General features: G+C 66.6%; 17 protein-coding genes and 1 pseudogene. 16 read left to right on the plus strand and 2 right to left on the minus strand.

All coding sequences use genetic code 11. The annotated features are described in order from the left end of the window. The first annotated feature begins 4 nt into the window (after positions 1-4). The 12 genes and pseudogenes from ABZ863_RS15820 (at position 5) to ABZ863_RS15875 (ending at position 13,420) form a co-directional block, all read left to right on the plus strand. On the plus strand, positions 5-1,225 hold the full coding sequence (locus ABZ863_RS15820) for a condensation domain-containing protein (RefSeq protein WP_358535772.1): 1,221 nt from the start codon (positions 5-7) through the stop codon (positions 1,223-1,225). A 153-nt stretch (positions 1,226-1,378) separates the two neighbouring features. Next, positions 1,379-2,161: an IclR family transcriptional regulator gene (locus ABZ863_RS15825; protein ID WP_358535774.1), complete on the plus strand. Its 783-nt coding sequence runs from the start codon at positions 1,379-1,381 to the stop codon at positions 2,159-2,161. Positions 2,162-2,267: 106 nt separating this feature from the next. Beyond that, positions 2,268-3,467, plus strand: a complete 1,200-nt coding sequence (locus tag ABZ863_RS15830; RefSeq protein WP_358535776.1) for a CoA transferase — start codon at positions 2,268-2,270, stop codon at positions 3,465-3,467. An 8-nt stretch (positions 3,468-3,475) separates the two neighbouring features. Continuing rightward, a complete protein-coding gene (locus ABZ863_RS15835) occupies positions 3,476-5,431 on the plus strand; it encodes a CocE/NonD family hydrolase (RefSeq protein WP_358535778.1) in 1,956 nt (651 codons plus the stop codon). Between the two features lie 28 nt (positions 5,432-5,459). Next, complete coding sequence (locus tag ABZ863_RS15840; protein ID WP_358535780.1) at positions 5,460-7,097, plus strand: ABC transporter substrate-binding protein; 1,638 nt, start codon at positions 5,460-5,462, stop codon at positions 7,095-7,097. A 54-nt stretch (positions 7,098-7,151) separates the two neighbouring features. Further along, complete coding sequence (locus ABZ863_RS15845; RefSeq protein ID WP_358535782.1) at positions 7,152-8,078, plus strand: ABC transporter permease; 927 nt, start codon at positions 7,152-7,154, stop codon at positions 8,076-8,078. After that, complete coding sequence (locus ABZ863_RS15850) at positions 8,075-8,929, plus strand: ABC transporter permease (protein ID WP_358535784.1); 855 nt, start codon at positions 8,075-8,077, stop codon at positions 8,927-8,929. Before ABZ863_RS15845 ends, ABZ863_RS15850 begins: the two co-directional genes overlap by 4 nt. Beyond that, positions 8,926-9,897 carry an ABC transporter ATP-binding protein gene (locus tag ABZ863_RS15855; RefSeq protein WP_358535786.1) on the plus strand — a complete coding sequence of 324 codons (972 nt, stop codon included), beginning with the start codon at positions 8,926-8,928 and terminating at the stop codon, positions 9,895-9,897. The genes ABZ863_RS15850 and ABZ863_RS15855 overlap by 4 nt, the downstream gene beginning before the upstream one ends. Next, a complete protein-coding gene (locus tag ABZ863_RS15860) occupies positions 9,894-10,700 on the plus strand; it encodes a dipeptide/oligopeptide/nickel ABC transporter ATP-binding protein (RefSeq protein WP_358535788.1) in 807 nt (268 codons plus the stop codon). Before ABZ863_RS15855 ends, ABZ863_RS15860 begins: the two co-directional genes overlap by 4 nt. Before the next feature lie 98 nt (positions 10,701-10,798). After that, positions 10,799-11,629: a CoA ester lyase gene (locus ABZ863_RS15865; RefSeq protein ID WP_358535790.1), complete on the plus strand. Its 831-nt coding sequence runs from the start codon at positions 10,799-10,801 to the stop codon at positions 11,627-11,629. Positions 11,630-11,656: 27 nt separating this feature from the next. Beyond that, positions 11,657-12,030: pseudogene (locus ABZ863_RS15870) on the plus strand (transposase); the annotation flags it as partial. Between the two features lie 31 nt (positions 12,031-12,061). Then, positions 12,062-13,420: a tryptophanase gene (locus ABZ863_RS15875; protein ID WP_358536039.1), complete on the plus strand. Its 1,359-nt coding sequence runs from the start codon at positions 12,062-12,064 to the stop codon at positions 13,418-13,420. Between the two features lie 19 nt (positions 13,421-13,439). Here ABZ863_RS15875 and ABZ863_RS15880 read toward each other — a convergent pair whose 3' ends face one another. Beyond that, a complete protein-coding gene (locus ABZ863_RS15880; RefSeq protein WP_358535792.1) occupies positions 13,440-15,275 on the minus strand; it encodes a helix-turn-helix domain-containing protein in 1,836 nt (611 codons plus the stop codon). A 192-nt stretch (positions 15,276-15,467) separates the two neighbouring features. On the opposite strand from ABZ863_RS15880, the gene ABZ863_RS15885 reads away from it, so the two are divergent. From ABZ863_RS15885 to ABZ863_RS15900, 4 genes are all read left to right on the plus strand, one after another. Continuing rightward, positions 15,468-17,525: a hydantoinase/oxoprolinase family protein gene (locus ABZ863_RS15885; protein ID WP_358535794.1), complete on the plus strand. Its 2,058-nt coding sequence runs from the start codon at positions 15,468-15,470 to the stop codon at positions 17,523-17,525. A gap of 28 nt (positions 17,526-17,553) precedes the next feature. Continuing rightward, positions 17,554-19,704, plus strand: a complete 2,151-nt coding sequence (locus ABZ863_RS15890) for a hydantoinase B/oxoprolinase family protein (RefSeq protein WP_358535796.1) — start codon at positions 17,554-17,556, stop codon at positions 19,702-19,704. A 232-nt stretch (positions 19,705-19,936) separates the two neighbouring features. After that, positions 19,937-21,133: a CoA transferase gene (locus tag ABZ863_RS15895; RefSeq protein ID WP_358535798.1), complete on the plus strand. Its 1,197-nt coding sequence runs from the start codon at positions 19,937-19,939 to the stop codon at positions 21,131-21,133. Next, a complete protein-coding gene (locus ABZ863_RS15900) occupies positions 21,133-21,915 on the plus strand; it encodes an enoyl-CoA hydratase/isomerase family protein (protein ID WP_358535800.1) in 783 nt (260 codons plus the stop codon). The genes ABZ863_RS15895 and ABZ863_RS15900 overlap by 1 nt, the downstream gene beginning before the upstream one ends. On the opposite strand, the gene ABZ863_RS15905 is transcribed toward ABZ863_RS15900, so the two are convergent. Next, a complete protein-coding gene (locus tag ABZ863_RS15905) occupies positions 21,909-22,592 on the minus strand; it encodes a class I SAM-dependent methyltransferase (RefSeq protein ID WP_358535802.1) in 684 nt (227 codons plus the stop codon). The two genes, ABZ863_RS15900 and ABZ863_RS15905, sit on opposite strands and share 7 nt — an antisense overlap. Positions 22,593-22,703 lie beyond the last annotated feature (111 nt).

The following is a 22,703-nucleotide window of genomic DNA, read 5'->3' on the forward strand; positions in this document are numbered from 1 at the left end:
CATCGTGACGTTGCAGCGCTATCTCGACGACATCGAGGCGCGGCACCTGAATGCCGCTCCGGCACATGCGGCGGAGTATGTCGGCGTGGTCGACGAGGAGGTACTTTCCCGAGCGTTCGAGTTGATCTCCGCTCGTCACCCGGTGCTGAGAGCTCGCATCACACCCGACAAGGGACGGCACCTACTTCAGGTACCGCCGGAGCATCGTCCAGAGTTCAGAATCGTCGACGGTGACGAGCAAACACTGCTGCAGGAGGTGCTAGGGCCGTGGGACGCCGGCCGCGCGGTCGCTCACCTCATTCTCGTCCGCGCCGGAGACCGGGGATATATCGCATTGCGAGTAGACCACGCGGTCATGGACGGCCACAGCTTTCGAGCGATGTTCGACGAGTTGCTGCGGATGTATCACGACCTGGCACGTGGTATTTCGGTGAAGGTCGAGCAGATCGGATCGCTTCCCTGCCCGCCCTCGAAACTGCTGCAGGAACGTTGGGGCGGCAATTCTGCTGTGGATGTCGCGGCCCCTGTGAACTCGCGGCAAGCGGGACCGCCTCAGTTCAGGCGAGTTCGTCCGGTTCAGGGCTATCTCCGGTTCACCGCGGCCGAGACCGCGCGGCTGCTGGCCTTCGCGCGGGTGACCCGGACATCAGTACACGCACTGGTCAGCGGGTCGATCCTGGCGGCCCACCGTAACCACGGCGCGTCCGCCGACGGGCTGGCACAGATCCTGTGCCTGTCTCCCGTGAACTTGCGGCAGAGGGTCGTGCCGCCCGTTGGCACGACAGAGACAACCATCTTCCTCGGCATTCACATAGCCGATGTCGCTGTCGCACCCAACTGCCATCCGGTTACCGTCGGTGCCGAGGTCAAGGCACAGGTGCACGACGCGATCTCGCGGCGACAGGTACCACTCTCCGTCGACCTCCCGACACTGTCCGCCAAATCGGCTTCGAGCTCGCTGGAACGGCGCCTCGCACTCGTCCAGGTCAGCAACAACGGGATACTGCATCCCGATCTTCCGCAACTGCCCGGACTGCAGATCGTCGACTTCCTGATGCCCACCGATGCGATCTCGACAGCCTTCCCCATCTACAGCATCTACACCTACGCCCGGCGGCTGAGTATCCGGTACCTCTATCCGTCCACCGTGTTCACGACGGAGGAGGTTCAGACGATCACCGACGGTGTCGGTCAGCAGCTGGCACGCTGCTGCCCGCCTGTGTGACCGAACAACCTCCTGCGGCGAAGCCCTGCGTCTCGCCCGGCGGCCCCTGTCTCAAATCGGAGACAGGGGCTTGCCATTGGCGTTAATCCCGACTTAACCTGCTGCCAGTCTCCAAGAGCGAGATTGTCTCTCGACAGATGAGAGGACTCGAGGATGAGTCAGGCGGCAGAGAAGGTCCTGGTCGTGCTAGAGCATGTGGCTGCCAGGCGAGAGGCGGTCAGCGCAATGTCGGTCGCCAGCCGGTTGGGACTGGACAAGTCGACTTGCTCACGGCTACTGGCACTGCTGGTTCAACACGGGTGGCTGGTCCGCGACGACCGGACACGGTTGTTCGGCATCGGGCCGACTCTGGCAAAGCTGGGCGCGACGGCGGTGGTCAGCAACGGATTGCAGTCGATCTTGTTGCCATTGCTGACAAAACTGCGCGACGAGACCGGCGAGACGGTGAGTTTCCATCGGCGAATCGGCGACAGCCGGGTGTGCGTCGCAGGCCTGGAAAGCCAGGAGGTGATCCGGCGGGTCCTGCCCATCGGCGAGTCCTTCCGGCTGCCGATCGGCCCGTCGGGGAAGGCGATCCTGGCCTTCGTCGACCCAGCACATCGGGACGCCCTGCTCGGGGAGCTCGACGCCGCCACGGCGGCGCTTCTTCGTCGTGAGCTGGATTCTGTCGTCCGAACAGGATTCATCTCGACGGACGGCGACCACATTGCCGGCGTGGGCGCCATATCGGTGCCGGTGTTCGATGTGGACGGTGTGTTCGGCTCGCTGACCGTCGCCGGTCCAATGCAACGATGGCACCCGGATCGGCGAGAAGCCGCTCTACCAGAGCTGCTGTCGGCAGGACAGGCTTTGTCGGACACCCTGGGAGCCGCCAGGGCCCGGTATCACCAATGGCGGCGCGGCTATGCCCAATCGCGCCAAGGCGCGACCATATGAGACACTCGCCGCTTTTCGGGGTAACGCCGCAACGACCAGTTCATTGGCCGGAACGCAGCATCCGACCCGGCTCCTGTTCTCACACCAGCTCCCGAAGGGATCACTCATGCCGCCTGGGTTGTTGGACGGTTGCACCGTCATCGACCTGTCGACGTTGTTCGCAGGCCCATTCGCCGCGACGCTGCTCGGCGACCATGGAGCGACGGTGGTCAAAGTCGAGCATCCGCGTGGCGACGACCTGAGGAACTGGGGCCCGCGCAAGGATGGACATCCTCTGTGGTGGAAGGTCGTCAGCCGCAACAAGCGCCACATCGCACTCGACCTGCACAGGCCCGAGGCCCAGGCGACCCTGCGCCGGCTCGCCTCCGACGCCGACGTGCTGATCTCCAACTTCCGGCCGGGGCGGCTGGACAACTGGGGTCTCGGCTGGGAAACGCTGCATGAGCTGAATCCGCGCCTGATCATGGCCGAGGTGAGCGGCTTCGGCCAAACCGGCCCCTACCGTGACTTCCCCGGTTTCGGCACCCTCGCTGAGTCGTTGAGCGGCTTCGCCACCGTGACCGGTGAGCCCGACGGCCCTCCGATGCTGCCGCCCTTCGGGCTGGCCGACGGAATCGCAGGCATGACAACGGCTTTCGCCATCGCGGCCGCTTTGTGGGCGCGTGAAAGCAGCGGCAGCGGCGTGCGCATCGACACCGCACTGTACGAGCCGCTGATGTGGATCGTCGGCAGCCACATCGTGGAGTACGACCAACTCGGCATCGTGCAACAGCGCATGGGCAACTCCGTGCCCCAGACAGTGCCGCGCAACACCTACCGAACCAAAGACGGGCATTGGGTCGCTCTCTCCGGCGCCGCGCAGTCCATCACTGCCCGGCTGCTCACGATCATCGGGCATCCGGAAGCCATCAACGATCCGCGCTTCGCCACCAATGAAGCCCGCCTGGCCCACCGCACGGAACTCGACGACCTGATCGCTTCCTGGATCGCCATCCGCACCAGGGACGACGTGATCAGCGTCCTCCGCGAAGCGGATGTGGCAATCGCACCGATCTACAACGCAATGGACATCGTCAACGATGCCCACTACCGGGAACGAGACAGCATCATCGCGGTCGAGGACGAGGACCTGGGCAGCGTCCAGATGCAGGGCGTCATTCCCCGCATCCCGCAACGGCCGGGCACGGTGCGCCGCACCGGGCCGAGCACGGTCGGCGCCGACACCGTCGCGGTGCTCACCGAACTCGGCTATCCCCCGGACGAGATCCAGCGGCTCAGCGATACCGGCGCGATCCGGTGTGCCTAGGAGGAGCAATGGACATTCGAGATTCCGAGCCCGCGATCGAAGTCCGGCAGGACGTGCGCATCCCGACAGGTGACCGCGCAACGACATTGTCCGCCGACATCTACCTGCCCGCGGGAGAAGCCGCCGCGCCCACCCTGGTGACGATAGTGCCGTACCGCAAGGACTTCGGCTCGGGTTATGTGCCTTCGTTGCGCTGGTTCGCCTCACAGGGGTACGCGTGTGTACTCGTCGATCATCAGGGCATCGGCTCGTCGGACGGAGTCCCTCACTCGCCGTGGGGTCCCGGTGAAACCGACGACGCAGTCGCGGTGATCGAGTGGGCCGCCACGCAACCCTGGTGTGACGGCAACGTGGGCATGTGGGGCATCTCCCATGGCGGCTTCACGTCGATGAGCGCCGCAGCCCGCCGCCCCACCCCGTTGAAGGCAATCATCCCGATGATGAATGCGCTCGACGTCGAACGTGACATCATGCACCCTGAAGGAGCGCGCGGCGATCTGGTGCGACTGGCCCTCTGGGGTGGTTCGCAACTCCTCCAGCAGTTGCTGCCTCCGTTACTCAACACCACCTCCGTCGCCGAGCAGCGACGCTGGAGGCACCGGCTACACGACATCGAACCGTTCATACTCGAGCTGGCCCAGCTCGCGCCTGGCGACCCCGCGTGGCGAGACCGGGTGATCGATGCCGAGGCGATCACCGTGCCCACACTCTGCGTCGGCGGATGGCAAGACGTCTATCCCGACGCGGTCCCACGCGCCTACGAACGCATCCAGGCCCCCAAGAAGCTGCTGATCGGCCCATGGGGACACACCCTGCCACAGGACTCGCCGTTCGAGCCGACCGATTTCCTCCCCATCGCATTGCGGTGGTGGGATCGCTGGCTTCGCGGAGCCGACAACGGAGTGACCGACGAACCACCGGTCACCGTGTATCTCCAGGGCGCCGACCCCGGGTGGCGGTCCTTCGAATCCTGGCCACCCGCGAAACGGGAACTGATACTGACCAGCACCGGCGGCGCGGCCCTGACGGAAGAGGGCACAGGAGAACCGCACACCGGCACACGGCCCGCCGAATACCGGCCGGATCCGACGACGGGCGTCCTCAGTGGGCTCCGCGGAATCGCACTCGGTTCCCTTGGCCTGCCACTCGACCAGCACGACGACGACATGCGCGCGCTCTCGGTCACCAGCGAGCCGCTCACCGACGAACTGATCATCTGTGGACGGCCGGAAGTCGTCGTGACAACAACAAGCGCAGCCGGCCCGGTACCCCGGCTGGTGGTGCGTCTCACCGATGTGGACGAACACGGCCGGTCCCGCTTCATTACCTCCGGCGTGCTCTGCCCGGAACATCCGAACGGGACATACCAGGTCACGCTGGCCGCGGCTGCTCACCGCGTCGCCCGTGGACACCGACTGCGCGCGGTGATCAGTGACTCCGACTTTCCCCGGCTGGTCCCCCTGCCCAGCGCACCCACCATACGTCTCGACACCATCGACCTGTTCGTACCAACAGTCCCCGCCGAGGCTGGTACCGAGACAGACCTTCCGGTCGTGGCGACCACCACGGCCCACGCTTCAGCAGCCGATACACAATGGACGATCAGCCGAAATCCGTTGTGTGACCAGATTGAGATCGCGATCGAACGGGCCGGCCCGACGATCACCACAGGCGACGGACATCAGCTGGAAACAAGGACGGAGTATCGTTCCACCGTACGATCTGGCACGCCCGAGGCGTCCACGATCAGTGCCACGCATCATGCGGTCGCACGGTTGACCACCGGTGCCACTGTCACCGCACACGTCACGGTGCACTGCACCCAGACCGACCTGTGGGTGCGCGGCGAACTTCGTACCGATGACCTTCCTCTGTTCTCGAAGGTCTGGGAAGCCACCCTGGAGAACTCCTGCAACGTTGCTGACGCAGCACATCCCAAACCAGAATTCCCTGTCAGTGTCTAGGACCTTCACCGTCGACAATGGAGTCGTCATGCCAACGTATACCCTCCCCCGCACGCCCCAATCTGCCGAAATCTACGCAGACATCAGCCGCCGCGGGGCATTGCGCCTCGGCGCTGCCGCCGGACTGGGGATGACCATCGGCCTGCCCGCGCTGACCGGGTGCTCACTGGGAAGCACACCCGCATCACGTCCCAGCAGCACACCCCCGGCAAGGCCAACCGGCGTACTGCGAGTCGCCAACAACGCCGAGCCCCAGACACTGGATCCCACCGTCGCCACGAACATTGCCGATGTCGGCATCCTGATGCACAACGTGTACGAAGGACTTGTCCAGTATCGTGGTGACACCAACGAACTCGAACCCCTGCTCGCCGAGCACTTCGAATCATCACCTGATGCCCGGGAATGGATCTTCCGCCTGAGGCAGGGCGTGACATTTCACGACGGTGAACCGCTGACCTCCTCTGCGGTCAAGGCTTCGTTCGACTACGCCAAAGCCAGTCGCGGGGCCTACGGATACTTCCTTCCCGACGGCGCCACCTACGACGATTCCGATCCGACCGTGCTGCGTATCACCACGCCTACGCCGTTTCCCGACATGGCAAGGAACGTGTCGGTCCAGAAAATCATCTCACCGAAACTCATCCGCGCCGGCGCGACCAGTATCAAGAGGAGCCCGGCCGGCACCGGCCCCTTCCGCTTCGTCAGCTACCGGACAGCGCAAAGCGTCGTTCTGGAGGCGAACCAGAACTACTGGCGCACGGGTAGCGGACCCTATCTCGAACGGCTCGAGTTCCTCATCATCCCCGACCCCGACGGTCGCATATCGGCGTTGCGCTCGGGCAGTGTGGACCTCGTCCTCAAGGTGACCCCGACGAACTCGCTCGGCCTCCGCGGCGACCAGAACATCGTGGTCACCCAGAACAACTCCTGGACCACCAGCAAGATCTTCCTGTACACCAAGACACCGCCGATGGACAACCTCAAACTGCGCGAAGCCTTGTCCTACGCGATCGATCGCCAGGCCTTGATCAAGAGCATTCTTCGCGATGTCGGCGGAGAATCGAACGACAGCTGGGTGGTGCCTGGGCTCTACGGCTACCACGAGCCCGCCACCACCTACCCGTATGACCCCGATCGTGCAAGGCAGCTGATCGCCGAAAGTGGTCTTCCCACACCAATCTCCATCAACCTGGCATACTCACCCGACGTCGGCGGACCTGGTGAGCAGCTCGCCCAGGCGATTTCCGGAATGGTCAAAGAAGTCGGCATAGACCTGACCGTCGTGTCGAAAGCCGGCGGTGAACTGGGCAAGGTGCACACCAGCCCGGGAGGTAACCCAAGGCCATGGCACGCCATGCTCGGCGGCCGGACGTTCATTACCGGCAGCGCGGCGCACTGTATCGCACTCCAGTGCCTCGAACGCGAGAACCAGCTCGAGGATCCCCGTCTGGCCGATCTCGGAAAGCAAGTACTCAACACCGCCAACGGGCCGGAGCGTCTGCAACTGTTCGCCGACGTCGAACAACGGGTGGCGGAACTCGCACCAATGGTCACCCTCTACACCGAGGTGGCTCTGCACGCGCACAGGAACACCGTCCAGGGATTCGTCCCACCGCAGGATGGCCTGCTACCCAGTTACGGCTCGGTCTACCTTGCCGGCTGAGTATCGGCGTCGAAATCCCGCCAGGCGCGCCGGACGCCACAAGGAAGTGATCACATGGTTCGACGTTACCTGCTGAGCCGACTTCTCCAAGGAGTCATCGTCCTCTTCGGTGCGGTGGCGATCAGCTTCGTGTTGACCAACGTCATCGGCAAGCCGGCCGACGTCCTTGGCGGGCCTTACCTCACCGAGGAACAGAGAGCGGCACTCAATGCCGAACTCGGATACGATCGCCCGCTGCTGCCGCGATTCCTCGACTATCTCCAGGGCGTCGCGACTGGAAACTTCGGGACGTCGTACCGAACAGACGACAGCGCGCTCGCCCTGGTGCTCAACGCGCTGCCGAACACGCTGGTCCTGGTGCTACTGGCGCTTGTCGTTGCGGTGCTGATAGCCATCTCGCTGGCCACCTTCAGCGCACGACACCGCGAACACCGCCTGGACCGGCTGCTTCGCCGAACGATCGGCGTGCTGCAAGGAATGCCTGAGTTCTGGCTTGCACTCATGCTCATTCTGATCTTCTCGGTGCAGCTGGCACTGTTCCCCAGCTTCGGCTTCTACAGCCCGTCCTCACTGGTGTTACCAGCGGCAGCGCTGGCGCTGCCGCTGGTCCCGACGTTGTTCCGAATTTTTCGCGGCCAGCTACTGGACGTTCTCTCTGGTGACTTCGTGGAAGCCATGCGGGCGCGGGGGTTGAGTGAACGTCTCATTGTCTACCGGCACGCGCTGCCGAACACCACGGGCCCCAGTGCCACTTTCATCGCATTGCAACTCGGCCACCTCATCGGCGGCAGTTTGATCATCGAAACCATATTCTCCTGGCCCGGAATAGGTAACCTCACCATCTCGTCGGTACAGGCACGCGACTTCGCCGTCGTCCAAGCAGTCATCATCGTCGTGGCCGCGTTCTACGTGCTGCTCAACCTTGCCGCGGATCTGATCGTCATGGCCAGCGATCCACGCGTTCGGGTAGGTGTGTCATGACAACCATTGCACTCAAGCTGTTCCGGACATCGAAGAAGGCAGGCAGTGCTTCACTGCGCGCAGGTGCGTGGCTGCTCGGCGGCCTGATCGTCTGCTCGTTGTTCGCTCGCCTGTTCCTGCCCGATCCGAACACCCAGAACCTGTCCAATGGGAACCTTCCCCCATTCTCCGGCGGACATCTGTTCGGCACTGATCTCCTCGGCCGGGATGTGCTGATCTGGTGCGCGCGCGGAATCACCACATCACTGTCCATCGGGCTCGCGGTCGTCTTGATCAGCGCGCTGGTGGGGGTTCTGATCGGGGCTTTCGCGGGCTACACAGGAGGTTGGGCCGACTCTGTCCTGATGAGGTTGGTCGACCTTCAACTCGCTGTGCCACCGCTGCTGATCTTTCTGGCCGCGTCCATGGTGATCGACCGCAGTATCGGCGCGGTGATCATCCTGCTGGCGTCGGTCAGCTGGGTACCCTACGCGCGACTGGTCCGGGCACGGGTACTCGTCGAACGGGAGAGCGGTTACGTCGCGGCCGCGCGCCTCGCGGGTACGCGGCGGCTCGGGATCCTGTTCGGCCATCTCGTTCCCGCGTGCGCCACGCCCATCATCGTCTACGCCTCCCTCCACATCGGATTCGTCATACTCTCCGAGTCGGCGCTGTCTTTTCTGGGGCTCGGGCTGGAACCACCGACGGTCAGCCTCGGTTACCTGATCTCGCAGGGAAGGGACCAGCTCACCAGTGCCTGGTGGATCGCCACCTTCCCCGGCGTGATCATCGTTCTTCTGGTGGTGGCGACCAATCTCATCGGCGACGGTCTGCGGGACCGTTTCCGACTCGACTCGGGAGAAATGTCATGAACGCGGAGGCACTCCGGGTCGAGAATCTCACTGTGACAACGGCCGCGGGAATCGAAATCGTCTCAGGAGTCGACCTCACCGTCCGAGAAGGAGAACTCCTCGGCCTGCTTGGCGAGACGGGCGCAGGGAAGACGATGACCGCGCGCGCGATCCTCGGCCTGCAACCTCGCGGACTCCGCGCGACAGGCCGTGTCAGGTTCGGCGACGGAGAGTGGATCTCCCTGGCACAACCCGAACTGCTCGCCAAGTACCTCGGACGTACGGCCGGGCTGATGCTCCAGAACCCCATGGGAGCCTTCGACCCGATCAAACGGATCGGTCCGCAGCTCATCGAATCAGTCGTGCACAACGGGCTGATGACGAAGGCCGAAGCACTCGCACGTGCGGCGAAACTGTGCCGCCACCTCGGGCTCGGCGACGCGGAATCGATCTTCCGGCTCTACCCGCACCAGCTGTCGGGCGGTATGAGCCAGCGGGTGGCGCTGGCACTGACCTTGATGCCGGCACCGAAAGTCCTCGTCGTCGACGAGCCGACCTCTGCGCTGGATGCGAACCTACGCGTCGAGGCACTCAAGCTGGTGCAGTCCGTCGCACGCGACGACGGGACGGCGATCGTCCTGATCTCCCACGACCTCGGACTCGTCAGCCGATTCTGCGACGCCATCGCCGTGCTGTACGCAGGGCACCTGGTCGAGTACGGGCCGACCAGCGAGCTGCTCCACGTCGCCGCCCATCCCTACACCGCAACGTTGATCTCGTGCTCGTTACGCCTGGACGGCCCACGGCGAACGGCTCTGCCGACGGTGGGTGGAGAGCCGCCCTTGCCCGGGCATTGGCCATCGGGATGCTATTTCCACCCACGCTGCCCCGAAGCCCGTGACCGGTGCTCACTCGAACGACCCACCTTCGTGGCCGGTGCCGAGCGTGGAGTCGCGTGTCATTTCGCCCGGCAGGAGGTGCGCTCATGACAGACCCCGCTACCACGACACCGGCCATCGAAGTGGCCGGTGTCTCCAAGACGTTCACCGGGCGAGGCCGGACGACCCGGCCAGCACTCTGCGAGGTATCCTTCACCGTGGCACGCGGCCGCACCACGGCCATCGTCGGCGAAAGCGGCGCCGGGAAGTCGACTCTCGTCCGCTGTGTCGCCGGTTTGGAGAAGCCGTCCGCCGGCGCCGTACTGATCAACGGACGACCACTCGCACTCCGGCCGGGGCGGACAAGCCCTGTGCAAATGGTCTTCCAGAACCCGGTCGACGCCCTCGATCCCATGCGTAGCGTGAGATCCAGTGTTGCCGAGCCACTTCGTGGACTCCCTCGTGCGCAACGACATGCACGGGTGAGCGAGTTGCTGTCACTGGTCGGCATCAACCCCTCGCGAGCCACCGACCGGCCCCTGGCCTTCTCGGGAGGTCAGCTTCAGCGCGTCGTCATCGCGCGTGCATTGGCGTCGTCCCCGGAGGTACTGCTGTGCGACGAGCCCACCTCGGCACTCGATGTGTCAGTGCAGGCCCAGATCATCAACCTGCTTCTGACGCTGCAGGAGAAACATCAGTTCGCCATGGTCCTCGTCACACACGACCTCGCGGTTGCCAAAGTGCTCGCCGATGACATCCTGGTGCTGCGGCAGGGACGGGTTCTGTTCCACGGCGATGTCGACCAGCTTCTGCAACCGGCCGAACCTCTCGACGGCTACGTCGCCGATCTCGTACAGACCTCACGTGACAGCGAGCTCGCCCAGCCTCCGGTCACACCGATGGAGATGGTCTGACGTCGTTTCAGGACGACCGTGAGGGCGTGACGCGAACCGGACCTGCCCTGTCGCACAACGGCCCCAAGCCCCGCCGCTGACTAAATAGTGTCAGGTACATGCCCACTGACACCCTTTCCAATGCCCGGAGCCTGCTCTTCGTGCCCGGCCACCGGCCTGAGCGATTCGCAAAAGCCGTCGCCAGCGGAGCTGATGGTATCGTGCTGGACCTCGAAGACGCAGTTGGACCGGACCTCAAGGACATCGCACGCGCGAACGTCCGGCGCTGGTTCGCCGAGGGCCACAGTGGCGTGGTTCGGGTGAACGGGACCGATTCACCGTGGTACGAATCGGATATCGCCGCGCTTCGGGAGTCGCCCGGCGTCGTCATGTTGCCCAAGGTCACCAGGCCGGAGCAGGTCGAGCGACTACTGGCCGAGCTCCCCGGCTCACAGGTCATGCCGCTGCTCGAAACGTCCGCCGGGATTCTGGGAGCACGAGACATCTGTGGCGCGCCAGGGATTCTGCGCGCTGTGTTCGGCAACGCCGACCTGGCCCGTGAACTGGGCATCGATCCGGCCGACCGAGCCGCGCACGTTTCCGCGCGTTCGGAGATCGTCCTGGCATCGGCTGCGTGCGGGCTCCCCGCTCCCATCGACGGCGTAACCGTGGCCGTCACCGACCAGCGAACGCTCGCCGCCGATGCCGAACACGCCGTTTCCCTTGGCTTCACTGGGAAACTGTGCCTGCACCCGCGCCAGGTCCCCACGGTGAACGCAGCTTTCTCGCCCAGCGCGGACCAGCTCCGCTGGGCACGAGAGGTCATCGTGGCAGCGGAACAGCACAACGGATCGGTGACACTCCTCGACGGTCAGGTCGTCGGTACTCCAGTGATCGAACGCGCCCGCCGGATTCTGTCCAAACTCCCCGCGGTGACGCCAGTGCATTGACAGTCGCATCGCACGAGGTTGTGGGCTGTGGTTGACGAGTTGTCGCGACGGTTGGTGCCGGACGAGCTGTGGGATATGGTTGAACCGCTTCTCCCGCAAGCCAGGTCTCGGCCGCAGGGTGGCGGGCGGTCCCGAGTGGACGATCGCGCGGTGTTCACCGCGATCGTCTTCGTGCTGACCAGTGGATGTGCGTGGCGACACCTTTCGCCATCGTTCGGTGTCACCGTTCCCACGGCGCACCGGCGATTCTGCGAATGGACCGAGGCCGGCCTCTGGGAACGGCTCGACGGAATAGCCTGCGACGAATGGGACTGCAAGTGCCTGATCGATTGGTACCGCACGATCCTGAGCGAAGCATCCGGCAGGTCCGGCAAGTAGGCAGCGCCGGTGACAACCCATTGAGAACTGGAGGATCTCGCTGTGCCCGCCTTCATGGAACCGTTTCGCATCAAGGCGGTCGAGCCCATCCCGTTTCCGGCTCGTGCGGAACGCGAGGCGGCGTTGTCCACAGCTGGTTACAACCTGTTCCGGGTACCGGCCGAGGTCATCACCATCGATCTGCTGACCGATTCCGGCACGGCTGCCATGTCGGCGGCGCAATGGTCGGCGCTCATGCTTGGCGACGAGTCGTATGCCGGAGCGCGTTCGTTCACCCGTTTCGCGGAGGTGGTTCAGGACCTGACCGGGTACAGCGAGGTGATCCCTGTTCATCAGGGGCGTGCGGCCGAGCGCATTCTGCTCGGGAACGTGCTCGGGCCTGGGGCCGTCTCGGTGAGCAACACTCATTTCGACACCACCCGCGCCAGCGTCGAGGCCGCCGGCGCGACTGCTGTCGACCTCCTGGCCGATGACAGGATTCGGCTGGGATTCGGCGGGGACATCGATCTGGACGCGGCTGAGGCACTGTTGGCCGACCCGACAGGTCACCGGGTGCGGTGCATGGTGCTCACGGTCACCAACAACGCAGCCGGTGGCCAACCGGTCTCGCTCTCCTCGATCCAGGGCGCGAGGCGCCTGTGCGATGCCCATGGCATACCGCTGTTGCTGGACGCCTCCCGCTTTGCCGAGAACGCCTACCTGATCACGGCCCGGGACCCGGAATACGCCACGAAGACGCCCCGCCAGGTCGCCCAAGCCATGTTCGCGCTCGCGGACGGGTGCTGGGCGAGCCTGAAGAAGGATGGGATGGCCAACATAGGCGGCCTGATCGCTCTCCGAGACAGGGAGCTCGCGCAGCGCTGCCGAGCACAGTTGATCGAAGTCGAGGGGTACCCGACCTATGGTGGCCTCGCCGGCCGCGACCTCGACGCTCTCGCCCAGGGGCTAACCGAGGTGACGGAGCCCGCCTACCTGCGCTACCGCGCCGAGACCGCCGAGTGGTTCGGCAGGCAACTGGGCAAAGCAGGGCTCCCCGTCGTGCAACCCACCGGCTGTCATGCGGTCTACGTCGATGCCGCTGAGCTCATGCCACACATTCCGCCCCACGAGCTGCCGGCCACCGCATTCGCCAACGCGCTGTACCTGGCCGGAGCGATCCGGGTATCCGAGCTCGGCACCCTCGTCTTCGGCCGGCGCGACCCAGCGGGTGGCCCTGATATCCCAGCGCCCCGCGAACTGGTGCGGTTCGCGCTGCCGCGGCGTGTCTACACCGCAAGCCACCTCGAGTACGTCGTTGAGACCGCGGCGAGTGTGGCCGCGGCGTCGGCAGCCGTCACGGGCTACCGCATCGTCGAGCAACCCGACGCCTTGCGCCACTTCACCGCTGTCCTCCAACCGCACGAAGGAGATTGACGTGGAAGCGCCGAACACGTCATCGGCTTGTCGTCAGCTGCACGAGGCGCACCGCGACGGCGATCCGGAAGAGCCGGTCCGGCTCCTGCCAGTCCTCTCCGAGCAGTTCCGCCGCGCGCTCCAGACGTTGGTGGACGGTGTTCTTGTGCAGGTGGAGCACGCGAGCGGTCGCGACCGGGCTCATCCGGTTGTCCAAGTAGGCGGCGAGGGTGGGCAGCAGCGTGCCCGCATGTTCGGCGTCCCAGTCCAGCACGGGCCCGAGGACGCACCGCACATACGTCATTACGCGCGCTTCCCCCGGGCCGAACAGAGCAGTGTAGGGGAGGTACTCGTCGGCGGTGACGGCCTTGTCGCTCAGCCCGAGCGACGGCAGGATCCGGGCGCACGCCGAGGCTGCCTCGACCTGTGCACGCAGGTCGCCGGTGGCGTCGGCGAAGCTCGCGCCGACAGCCAGCACGGCCACCCGGACAGCGCGGCTGACGGTCGTGTGGATCAGCGCGCTCGCCGCGCCCGGGTCGGGATCGGAGGTGAGCGCCACGACCTGGTCGGCGTGTTCGCCGACGGGACCGCCGCTCCTGCGCAGGGCACGGACGGCCTCGCGGCGCCGGTCGGCCGGGACCGAGACCACGACCGCGGACCGGAGCTCGTCGAGCCGGATACCCCGTGCGCGAGCGCGGGCGGCGATGTCGGCGCGGCGGTCGGGGTCGTCGGCGAGCAGGTCGGCCAGCAGGTCGCCCCGTACGCGCTGCTCGGCCTCGATCATGGCGTGCTGTTTGAGCTTGAGCAGCGCGGTGATCTGGGCGGCACGTTCGGCGGTGCGCAGCTCGACGGGGCCGAACTCGAGCTCGCCCTCCTTCAGCAGCAGCGCGCCCAGCAGGGTGTGCCCGGCGAGGACGGCAACCGCGTAGGTGCCCTCGCCCGCGGATGCGCACCGTCCACTTCGGCGGCTGCGGTCCACCGCGTCGGCGAGGGCGTGGTCGAGGCGGTCGGTGTCGAGGAGCTCGACACGACACCGCAGAGCACGCCCGAGCGCGGTCGCGACGTCCGGTGCCTCACCGCCTTGGAGCACGAGGCTCGTGAGGTCGCTGTGCACCTCGCTGGCCCGTTCCATCGCCTCGACGTGCCGTGCGAGCTCACCATATGCACGGCGGGTCTCGTCCGCCGACTCCTGAGTGCGCGCGAGCAGGCGGGCTGTCTGCAACACGATGGCGGCGTGGTCGGCGAAAGCCGAGAGCAAAGAGATCTCGTCCGGGGAGAAGGCGTGCTCGACACGGTTCGCGGCGAACAGCACACCGATCACCTCGTCACCGGCAAGCAGTGGGACGCCGAGTAAGGACACGAGGCCTTCCGCGGCAACGGCGGCATCGATGCCCGAATCGTGCGGCGCCTGGGTCATCGTGGCGTACTTGGACGTCCAGCAGGGCCGCCGGCCTTCGACCACCTGGCTCGCCAAGCCCATGCCGGGAGGCACCCGCAGGCCGGGAAACGACGGTGCGACCGTGCCGAGCGTGGTGCGCACCCGCAGCTCCCGGCTGTTCGCGTCGAACTCGGACAGGTAGGTGACGTCAGTACCCACCAGGTCGTGCGCGCGTTCGACGAGCCGGCCGAGCAGCTCGTCCACATTGCGAAGCTGCGCGAGTTCACGCGCGGACGAGAACAGCGCCGCGAGCTCCTGGCCTCGGCGCCGCCAGCGGTCCGAGGTCGCGCGCAGGCGCCGCAGCTCGTAGCCGACCCGCGTGGTGTCCCGCTCGGGCAGGTCCGCCTCCTCGATCAGGCCGTCCACGTCGACCTCCTGCTCGGCCGACGCCGCGCGCAGCAGGCTGATGACGACCTCGACGGGGATAGTGTCGGCCACGGCCACCTCACTTCCCTGTGCTGACGGCCCTGCGAAACCTCGGAGATCCTGTACCGACGTTACATAGTCCGAATGGATCAGTGCTCGTAGCGTCCACACCGCGGGTGAGACGGAGCCGTCACGGATCTTTCGTGCTTACCATCCCGTCAGCCCGCACGATCGGCACCGACGCAGTCAAAGGAGACAGCGAGCATGACGCTTCACGTGGGCATCGACGTCGGTGGCACGTTCACCGACGCCGTGGCGATCCTCGACGGCAGAGCAATCCGGGGCAAGGCGTTCTCCACCAGGGACGTGACCACCGGGATCCTCGGCGCGCTGGGCGTGCTGCAGGAGCGGGCGGGAATGACCGAGGCGGAGTTCTTCGCCGCGGTGGATCGGTTCGTCCTGGGCAACACCATCGTCACCAACGCCGTGGACGAGCAGAAGTACGCCGCCGTCGGGCTGCTGACCACCCAGGGCTTCCGCGACACCCTCCGCATCGCCCGCTCGGCCCGGACCGACGAGCGCGACCCCCACAAGATGTCCGCGCCGCCCGACATCGTGGAGCGCCGCCGTATCGTCGAGGTCGCCGAGCGGGTCGACGCGCACGGCGAGGTGCTCGTCCCCCTCACCGGCAGCGCGATCGCCGCCGCGGTGGACGCGGTGCTGGCGACGGGTGCCGAGGCGATCGCGGTCTGCCTGCTGTGGTCGTTCCGCAATCCCGGCCACGAACACGCGATCGGCGAGTACCTCGACAAGCACCACCCGGACCTCCCGTACACGCTCTCCAGCGAGTTGACGCCGGTCTACCGCGAGTACGAACGCATGGTCACCACAGCACTGGACGCCGCCGTCAAGCCCATCGTGGCGTCACACTTCGACCACCTCGCCGACGAGCTGCGGAGCAGGGGGCTGCGAGCTCGGGTACAGATCATGCAGGTACACGGCGGGTTCCTCTCGGTGGAGGAAACCGGCAGGGCCCCCATCTCGATGTTCAACTCCGGTCCGGTCGGCGGCGTCACGGGTGCCCGGCTGCTGGGCAGGCAACTCGGCCGCCGACGGGTGCTGACCGCGGACATGGGCGGCACAAGCCTCGACGCGGCCGCGATCATCGACGACGAGTTCCGGCTGCTGCCCCGCGCCGAGATCGGTGGCTTGCCCACGAGCCTGACAGCGGTCGACATCGAGACCATCGGCGCCGGCGGCGGCAGCCTCGCCTGGGTCGACGGACGCAACCTGCTGCGCGTCGGCCCGCACAGCGCGGGTTCCACTCCTGGCCCGGCGTGCTACGGCAAGGGCGGCACCCGGCCGGCGGTCACCGACGCCGCACTGGTGCTCGGGCTCATCAACCCGGACTACTATCTGGGCGGCACGGTCCCCCTGTACGAGGATCAGGCGCGGGCCGCGCTGCGCAAGCACGTGGCCGAGCCGCTGGGCATCACCGAGGACGCGGCGGCCGAGGGCGTGTACCGGCTGGCGTCGTCGCAGATGTCGAACGCACTGCGCAAGATCACCGTCAACCGCGGCCACGACCCGCGCGAGTTCACCCTTATCGGTTTCGGCGGCGCCTGCGGGCTGTTCGCCGCGAGTATCGCCACCGAGGCCGGGGTCCGCGAGGTCGTGATCCCGCGCAACGCCGCGGTGTTCTCCGCGCACGGCCTCATGCACGCGGACTCGGTGTTCTCCGCCGTGCAGACGAGCCCGTGGACGCCTGCCCAGCCCGCTGCCGCGCTGGACAAGGAGTTCGCCGCCCTTGAGGAGCGCGCACAAGCGTGGTTCGACGCCGAAGGGATCCCCGAGGACCGGCGCGAACTGCACCGCGAGGCGGACATGAAGTTCGTGGGCCAGATCTTCGAGGTGACCACCCGGCTGCCCGCGGGCACGTTCGGCGAGGCGGACAAGGAGGCCCTGCGGGCCCAGTTCCTCGCCGACTACGAAGAGGAGTTCGGCGCGGGTACCGCGTGGACCGAGGCCGAGATCCTGCTGGTCAACTCCCGGGTTCGCGCCATCGGCCGCAGCGACGTGCAGACCGTGGAGCACGTTGCCGGTGCCGGCGAGGAACGCCACGAGCTCACCCGCCGTCACGTGATCGAGCCTCTGACCGGCGAGCGCGCCGACATCGATGTGCACCGCGGGTTCGGTGCGCTCGGCCGCGCGAGCGGGCCGTGCCTGCTGGAGGAGCCCGACACAACGGTGTACGTGCCCACCGGCGCCACCGTCGAGCTGACCGGCAGCGGCGACTTCCTGCTGCGCCTCGCCGACCGCTGACCCGCGTCCCGCCAACGTTAGGAAAACCATGACCAGCACCCCGCACACGCTGCCCGACGGGTTCGACCCGGTCACCCTCGAGGTGATCCGCATGCGCCTGGACTCCATTGTGGAGGAAATGGGCATCGCGATGATCCGTTCCTCCGGCTCCCCGGTGATCACCGAAGCCGGCGACTTCAACACCGCGCTGTTCGACCCGACCGGCCGCATCTACGCCTACTCCGACTACGTTCAGTTCCACATCGGGTCCGGCAGCGTCGCCGTGCAGAACCTGGTGAAGGTGATCGAGGGCGAGCCGCTCGCGCCTGGCGACGCGTTCATCTGCAACGACCCGCACACCGCCGGTGCGAGCCACCCGCCTGACACCAACGTGATCTCGCCGATCTTCCACGGCGACGAGCTGATCGGCTGGGCGCAGTCCCAGGCGCACCTGGTCGACGTCGGCGGCATGACCCCCGGCGGGTTCGCGCCCGGCGCCCACGACTGCTACGCCGAGGCGCTGCGGCTGCCACCCGGGGTGAAGATCTTCGACAAGGGCGAGCCCGTGGAGTGGGTGCGCCGGCTCCTGCTCAACAACGTCCGCGTGCCTGCGTTGTTCTGGAACGACGTGCGCAGTCTGGTCGCGAGCAACAACACCGGGATTCGACGTCTAGTGAACACGGTCGAGGAGTTCGGCCTCGATAAGTTCCGCGGCTACACGAAGCTGTCGTTCGAACTGGCCGAGCAGGTTGTGCGCGACCGGATCGCCCGGATCCCCGACGGTACCTACACCGCCGAGGAGTGGACTGAGCACAACGGGCACGTCGACGAGTTGTACCGCGTCGCTTGCACGATGACCAAACGCGACACCCAGATCACCTTCGACTTCACCGGCTCCAGCGAGCAGACCGACGGGTTCGTCAACTGCAGCTACGGCGCGCTGGTCGGCAGCGTTGCGACCGCGATCGTGCCGATCCTCGCCTGGGACGTTCCGTTCAACGAGGGCGTCATGACCGCGTTCGACATCGTCGCCGAGCCCGGATCGATCGTGAACCCCCGGCCTCCGGCGCCGATCAGCAACGGGCACCTCACCACCGGGGCGCGGGTGAGCCGCGTCGTCACCAAGCTGATGAACGACGCGTGCCGCGGCAGCGACGACGACACGGTCCGCAACCGCACCCAGGGTGTGTGGGGCGACTCGTGGACCGGTGGGATCTCCGCGGGCACCGCCGACAACGGCGAGTACTTTGTACTGTTCAACATGGACGGTGGTGGCATGGGTGCCGGGGCCCAGCCGGACCTCGATGGTCTCGACTGCGCCGGGATGATGACGCAGGTCAACAACATGTTGCCCGACGTCGAAATGAACGAGATGCTCTATCCGGTGCTCTACCTGTGGAAGCAGCTCAACACCGACAGCGCTGGGCATGGTGCCCACCGTGGCGGGCTCGGACTGCGTTTCGCGTGGACACTGCACGGCGCCCGGGAAGTCACGCAGACGGTGTTCGCCCCGAGCGCCCAAGTGGTCGCCGACGGCTTCGGCGGTGGCCTGCCCGGCGGCGGCAGCGGCCACGAGGTCTGGCGCCGGACCGATGTCGCCCGGCTGCTGGCCCAGGGCCGGGTCCCCACCCGGGACACGCTGGGCGCGGCGGAGAAGGAGCTGCTCGCCATCAACCAGCAGTCCGTCGCGATCCGTTCCGGGGACGTGCTGGTGCAGTGGATCGCCGGCGGTGGCGGCTACGGAGACCCGCTGCTGCGGGAGCCGCAGCTCGTTGCCGCCGACGTTCGCGACGGCTACGTCACCGCCGAGACCGCGGAGCGCACCTACGGCGTCGCCCTCACCGACGGCATCGCCGACAAGGAGGCCACGCGTCGTGCGCGCGCCGCGCTACGCCGCGAACGCCTGGGCGGGAGCCCCGCCGGGGAGGTCCCGCCGACATCCCCTGCCGGGTCCTCCGCTCCACGCCGCGACGCCGACGGCTGGTACGTGCCCGCCAGCGGCGCCCGCCTCGGTACCGGTGACGACTGGCACGACTCGGCGCGAAAGGTCACCCACGTCGCCGCCGACCGGCTAGCCGAGCACGGAGTCCGAGTGCGCCCACGCGCCGAAGGCCGCCGGGTGCTGATCGACGAGTTCTACAGTCCCGTCTGCGGCACCCTCCTGGAAGCCCGTGTCCGTGTCGACGCGGCCGCGAACTGAGGCGACCACCTACGGATCGGAGGCGAACATGACACTCTCTGCGTCAACCTCGGGATCGAGATCGGGCCGCGGACTACCCAACCGCACCTCAGGGGAACGTGACGAAAACCAGCCACAAGTACGTGACCAAACAGAACCGTCCGTCCCCAACGCAACCAACACATTCAATTCCGGGGAGGCGGACTGCGGCGCACTCGCGGGGACGTTGCCCGGTGGCCTCTCCGAAGGCGCCTTGCGCGGCATCGTGGTCCTCGACATCACCCGTGTCGTGGCGGGCCCGTTCTGCTCGATGCTGCTCGCGGATCTCGGTGCGACCGTGATCAAGATCGAGAACCCGAAGGACCCGGACTATGCCCGGGACTTCCCGCCCAAGCTCGAAGCCGGCTCCGGCGAGGAGTTCAGCGGGTTCTTCGCGCAGTTCAACCGCAACAAGTTCGGGCTGACCCTCGATCTGTCCACTGAGGACGGAAAGGACGTGCTCAGGAGGCTGGTGCGGCGCGCCGACGTCCTGGTCGAGAACTTCCGGCCCGGCACGATGGACAAGCTCGGTGTCGGCTACGAGGTGCTGCGCGCGGAGAACTCGCGCCTGGTGTACACGGCGATCTCCGGTTACGGGCAGACCGGCCCGTACCGGCGCCGGCCCGCCTACGACAACAGCGCGCAGGCCACGGGTGGCCTGTGGTCGATGAACGGGTTCCCCGACCGGCCACCCGCGCGCGTCGGCACCATCATCGGCGACTTTTCCGCGACGTTCTATGCCGTCATCGGCACGCTTGCCGCGCTCCGGCACGCGGAGAAGACCGGACAGGGCCAGCTGGTCGATGTGTCGCAACAGGACTCCGTGCTCAGCCTGACCGAGAACGCTGTCGTGTCCTACACCGTCGACGGCAAGGTTCCGGGTCCGTTGGGCAACGAACATCCCTTCGTCAAGCCCTATGAGCTCTACCCGTGCAAGGACGGGTTCGTGTTCTTCGGCGGCTACACCGACAAGTTCTGGCGCCTGTCCTGCCACCTGTTCGGAGAACCCGAACTGGCCGACGACCCCGAGATCGACACCATGGCCAAGCGGTTCGAACCCGAGGTCTACGAACGACGTGTCCGGCCGTTGCTGCACAAGTGGTTCGAGGACAAGACGAAGACCGAGCTGGAAGAGATCGTCGGCGACGCCGTGCCACTCAGCGCGGTGAAGAACATCGGCGAGGTCGTCGAGGACCCGCAGATCACCGCGCGCGACATGATCGTCGACGTCGAGTACCCCGAGTTCGGGGAACTGCGCATGTTCGGCTCGCCCATCAAGCTCGGGAGCACGCCCACCCAACCGCGTGGTCTGGCGCCGAGGGTGGGCGAACACTCCGACACGGTCCTGCGGGCACTCACCGACCTCGACGAGCAGCGCATCGCCGGGCTGCGGGAGAAGGGCGTCATCTGATGGGCGGTATCACCCTCGATCGCGACGGCGCGGTCGCGATCATCCGGTTCGACCGGCCGGACAAGCTCAACGCCCTCACCCTCGCGATGTACGAAGAACTCGGCGAGGCCTTCGCCGAGGTTCGCGACGACGACTCGATCGCCGTCGCGATCCTCACCGGCAGCGGAGACCGGGCCTTCTGTGTCGGCGCGGACCTCACCGAGTCCATCCCGGCGCTGGCAGAGGGGCGTTTCGACATTTCCGAATGGGATGGCGCGCACCAGAAGCACACTGCGCTGTTCAAACCGGTGATAGCGGCGATCAACGGCCTCTGCCTCGGCGGCGGGTTCGAGATCATGCTGTCCACCGACATCCGGATCGCCGCCGACACCGCAGAGTTCGGTCTGCCCGAGAGCGGTGTCGGCGTCGTGCCGGCCGGTGGCACGCTCACCCGGCTCACCCGGCAGATCCCGTACGTGTGGGCGATGGAGCTGATGCTCGAAGGCGAGCGGATCCCGGCGGCACAGGCATTGCGCTACGGCCTGCTCAACACTGTCGTGGCGGCGCCGCGGCTGCTCGAAACCGCGCTCGACCGAGCCCACCGGCTGGTGCGCAAAAGCGGCACCGCGCTCGCGACGATCAAGGAGGCTGTCCTGCGTCTCGGCGACCTCCCGCAGCACCAGGCCTTCCACAGCGAAGCCCTGTACGGGCACAAGGCCTTCACCTCAGCTGATGCCCGCGAGGGTCTCGGAGCATTCGCGAAGGGCCGTGTGCCCGACTTCCCGTCCCGTCGGCATCAGTAGCACGTACTGGGTGAGTCCCCGGACGACTCTGGCCGGGCCAGTTCGATGCCGATCCTCCCAACCATGCGCAGTGCCCTGGTGCGAGTGGGCTCCACAGCGAAACCGGCTGTCGTGATCCGCTGTGCGACGGCGTCGCCGACGTTGTCGCGCAGCTGTTCGCGCATTCGCCCGGAGCCGGTTCGGTGTCCGTGCTCATCGACCGTCGCGTCGGCCAGGACCAGCAGGCCGTCCGGGCGAAGCACCCGGCGCACCTCGGCGAGCAGTGCGTCCTTCGACGCGGTGTCCAGATGGTGCAACATGAGACTGGAGAACACCCGGTCGAACGAGCCGTCGGGATAGGGCAGTTCCTCGGCGAACCCGCGGTCCAGCCGGACGGTGACGCCGGCCCGCCGGGCCTTGCGCCCGGCGCGGGCCAGCGCCTTCGGGTCCGGGTCCAGCCCGACGAGCTCGACCTTGGGGTACCGCTTGCCGGTCGACCGCAGCAGGTTCCCCGTGCCGCAACCGACGTCGAGCACCCGGTGTCCGTCCCGCAGCCCGGCGAGCGTGATCATCTCCTGGTGGATCGGGTGCAGCCCGAACACGCGCTGCACCACGTCGTAGAGCGGCAACAGGTAGTGCTTGCCCATGCCCGGGAGGTACTCCCGTTCGGCGCGCGACTGAGACGTTCTTTCGGTCATGCCGCAATTCTGACTCCTGTTTGAGCTGCAATCCTGTGCCGATCTGCGGTTCGAGTGGGACGATTCGATGGTACGAACCGTACGAACGGCGCCGGACTCCGGCACGAAGCG

Origin of the sequence: Saccharomonospora sp. NPDC046836 (assembly GCF_040645195.1) — a bacterium.
GTDB lineage: Bacteria > Actinomycetota > Actinomycetes > Mycobacteriales > Pseudonocardiaceae > Prauserella_A.

Coding starts and splice junctions, on each gene's coding strand:
- ABZ863_RS15885 (WP_358535794.1), top strand. CDS start 15,468: ATGACGCTTCACGTGGGCATCGACGTCGGTGGCACGTTCACCGACGCC.
- ABZ863_RS15865 (WP_358535790.1), top strand. CDS start 10,799: ATGCCCACTGACACCCTTTCCAATGCCCGGAGCCTGCTCTTCGTGCCC.
- ABZ863_RS15845 (WP_358535782.1), top strand. CDS start 7,152: ATGGTTCGACGTTACCTGCTGAGCCGACTTCTCCAAGGAGTCATCGTC.
- ABZ863_RS15905 (WP_358535802.1), bottom strand. CDS start 22,592: ATGACCGAAAGAACGTCTCAGTCGCGCGCCGAACGGGAGTACCTCCCG.
- ABZ863_RS15860 (WP_358535788.1), top strand. CDS start 9,894: ATGACAGACCCCGCTACCACGACACCGGCCATCGAAGTGGCCGGTGTC.
- ABZ863_RS15875 (WP_358536039.1), top strand. CDS start 12,062: ATGGAACCGTTTCGCATCAAGGCGGTCGAGCCCATCCCGTTTCCGGCT.
- ABZ863_RS15840 (WP_358535780.1), top strand. CDS start 5,460: ATGCCAACGTATACCCTCCCCCGCACGCCCCAATCTGCCGAAATCTAC.
- ABZ863_RS15890 (WP_358535796.1), top strand. CDS start 17,554: ATGACCAGCACCCCGCACACGCTGCCCGACGGGTTCGACCCGGTCACC.
- ABZ863_RS15835 (WP_358535778.1), top strand. CDS start 3,476: ATGGACATTCGAGATTCCGAGCCCGCGATCGAAGTCCGGCAGGACGTG.
- ABZ863_RS15900 (WP_358535800.1), top strand. CDS start 21,133: ATGGGCGGTATCACCCTCGATCGCGACGGCGCGGTCGCGATCATCCGG.
- ABZ863_RS15850 (WP_358535784.1), top strand. CDS start 8,075: ATGACAACCATTGCACTCAAGCTGTTCCGGACATCGAAGAAGGCAGGC.
- ABZ863_RS15825 (WP_358535774.1), top strand. CDS start 1,379: ATGAGTCAGGCGGCAGAGAAGGTCCTGGTCGTGCTAGAGCATGTGGCT.
- ABZ863_RS15855 (WP_358535786.1), top strand. CDS start 8,926: ATGAACGCGGAGGCACTCCGGGTCGAGAATCTCACTGTGACAACGGCC.
- ABZ863_RS15830 (WP_358535776.1), top strand. CDS start 2,268: ATGCCGCCTGGGTTGTTGGACGGTTGCACCGTCATCGACCTGTCGACG.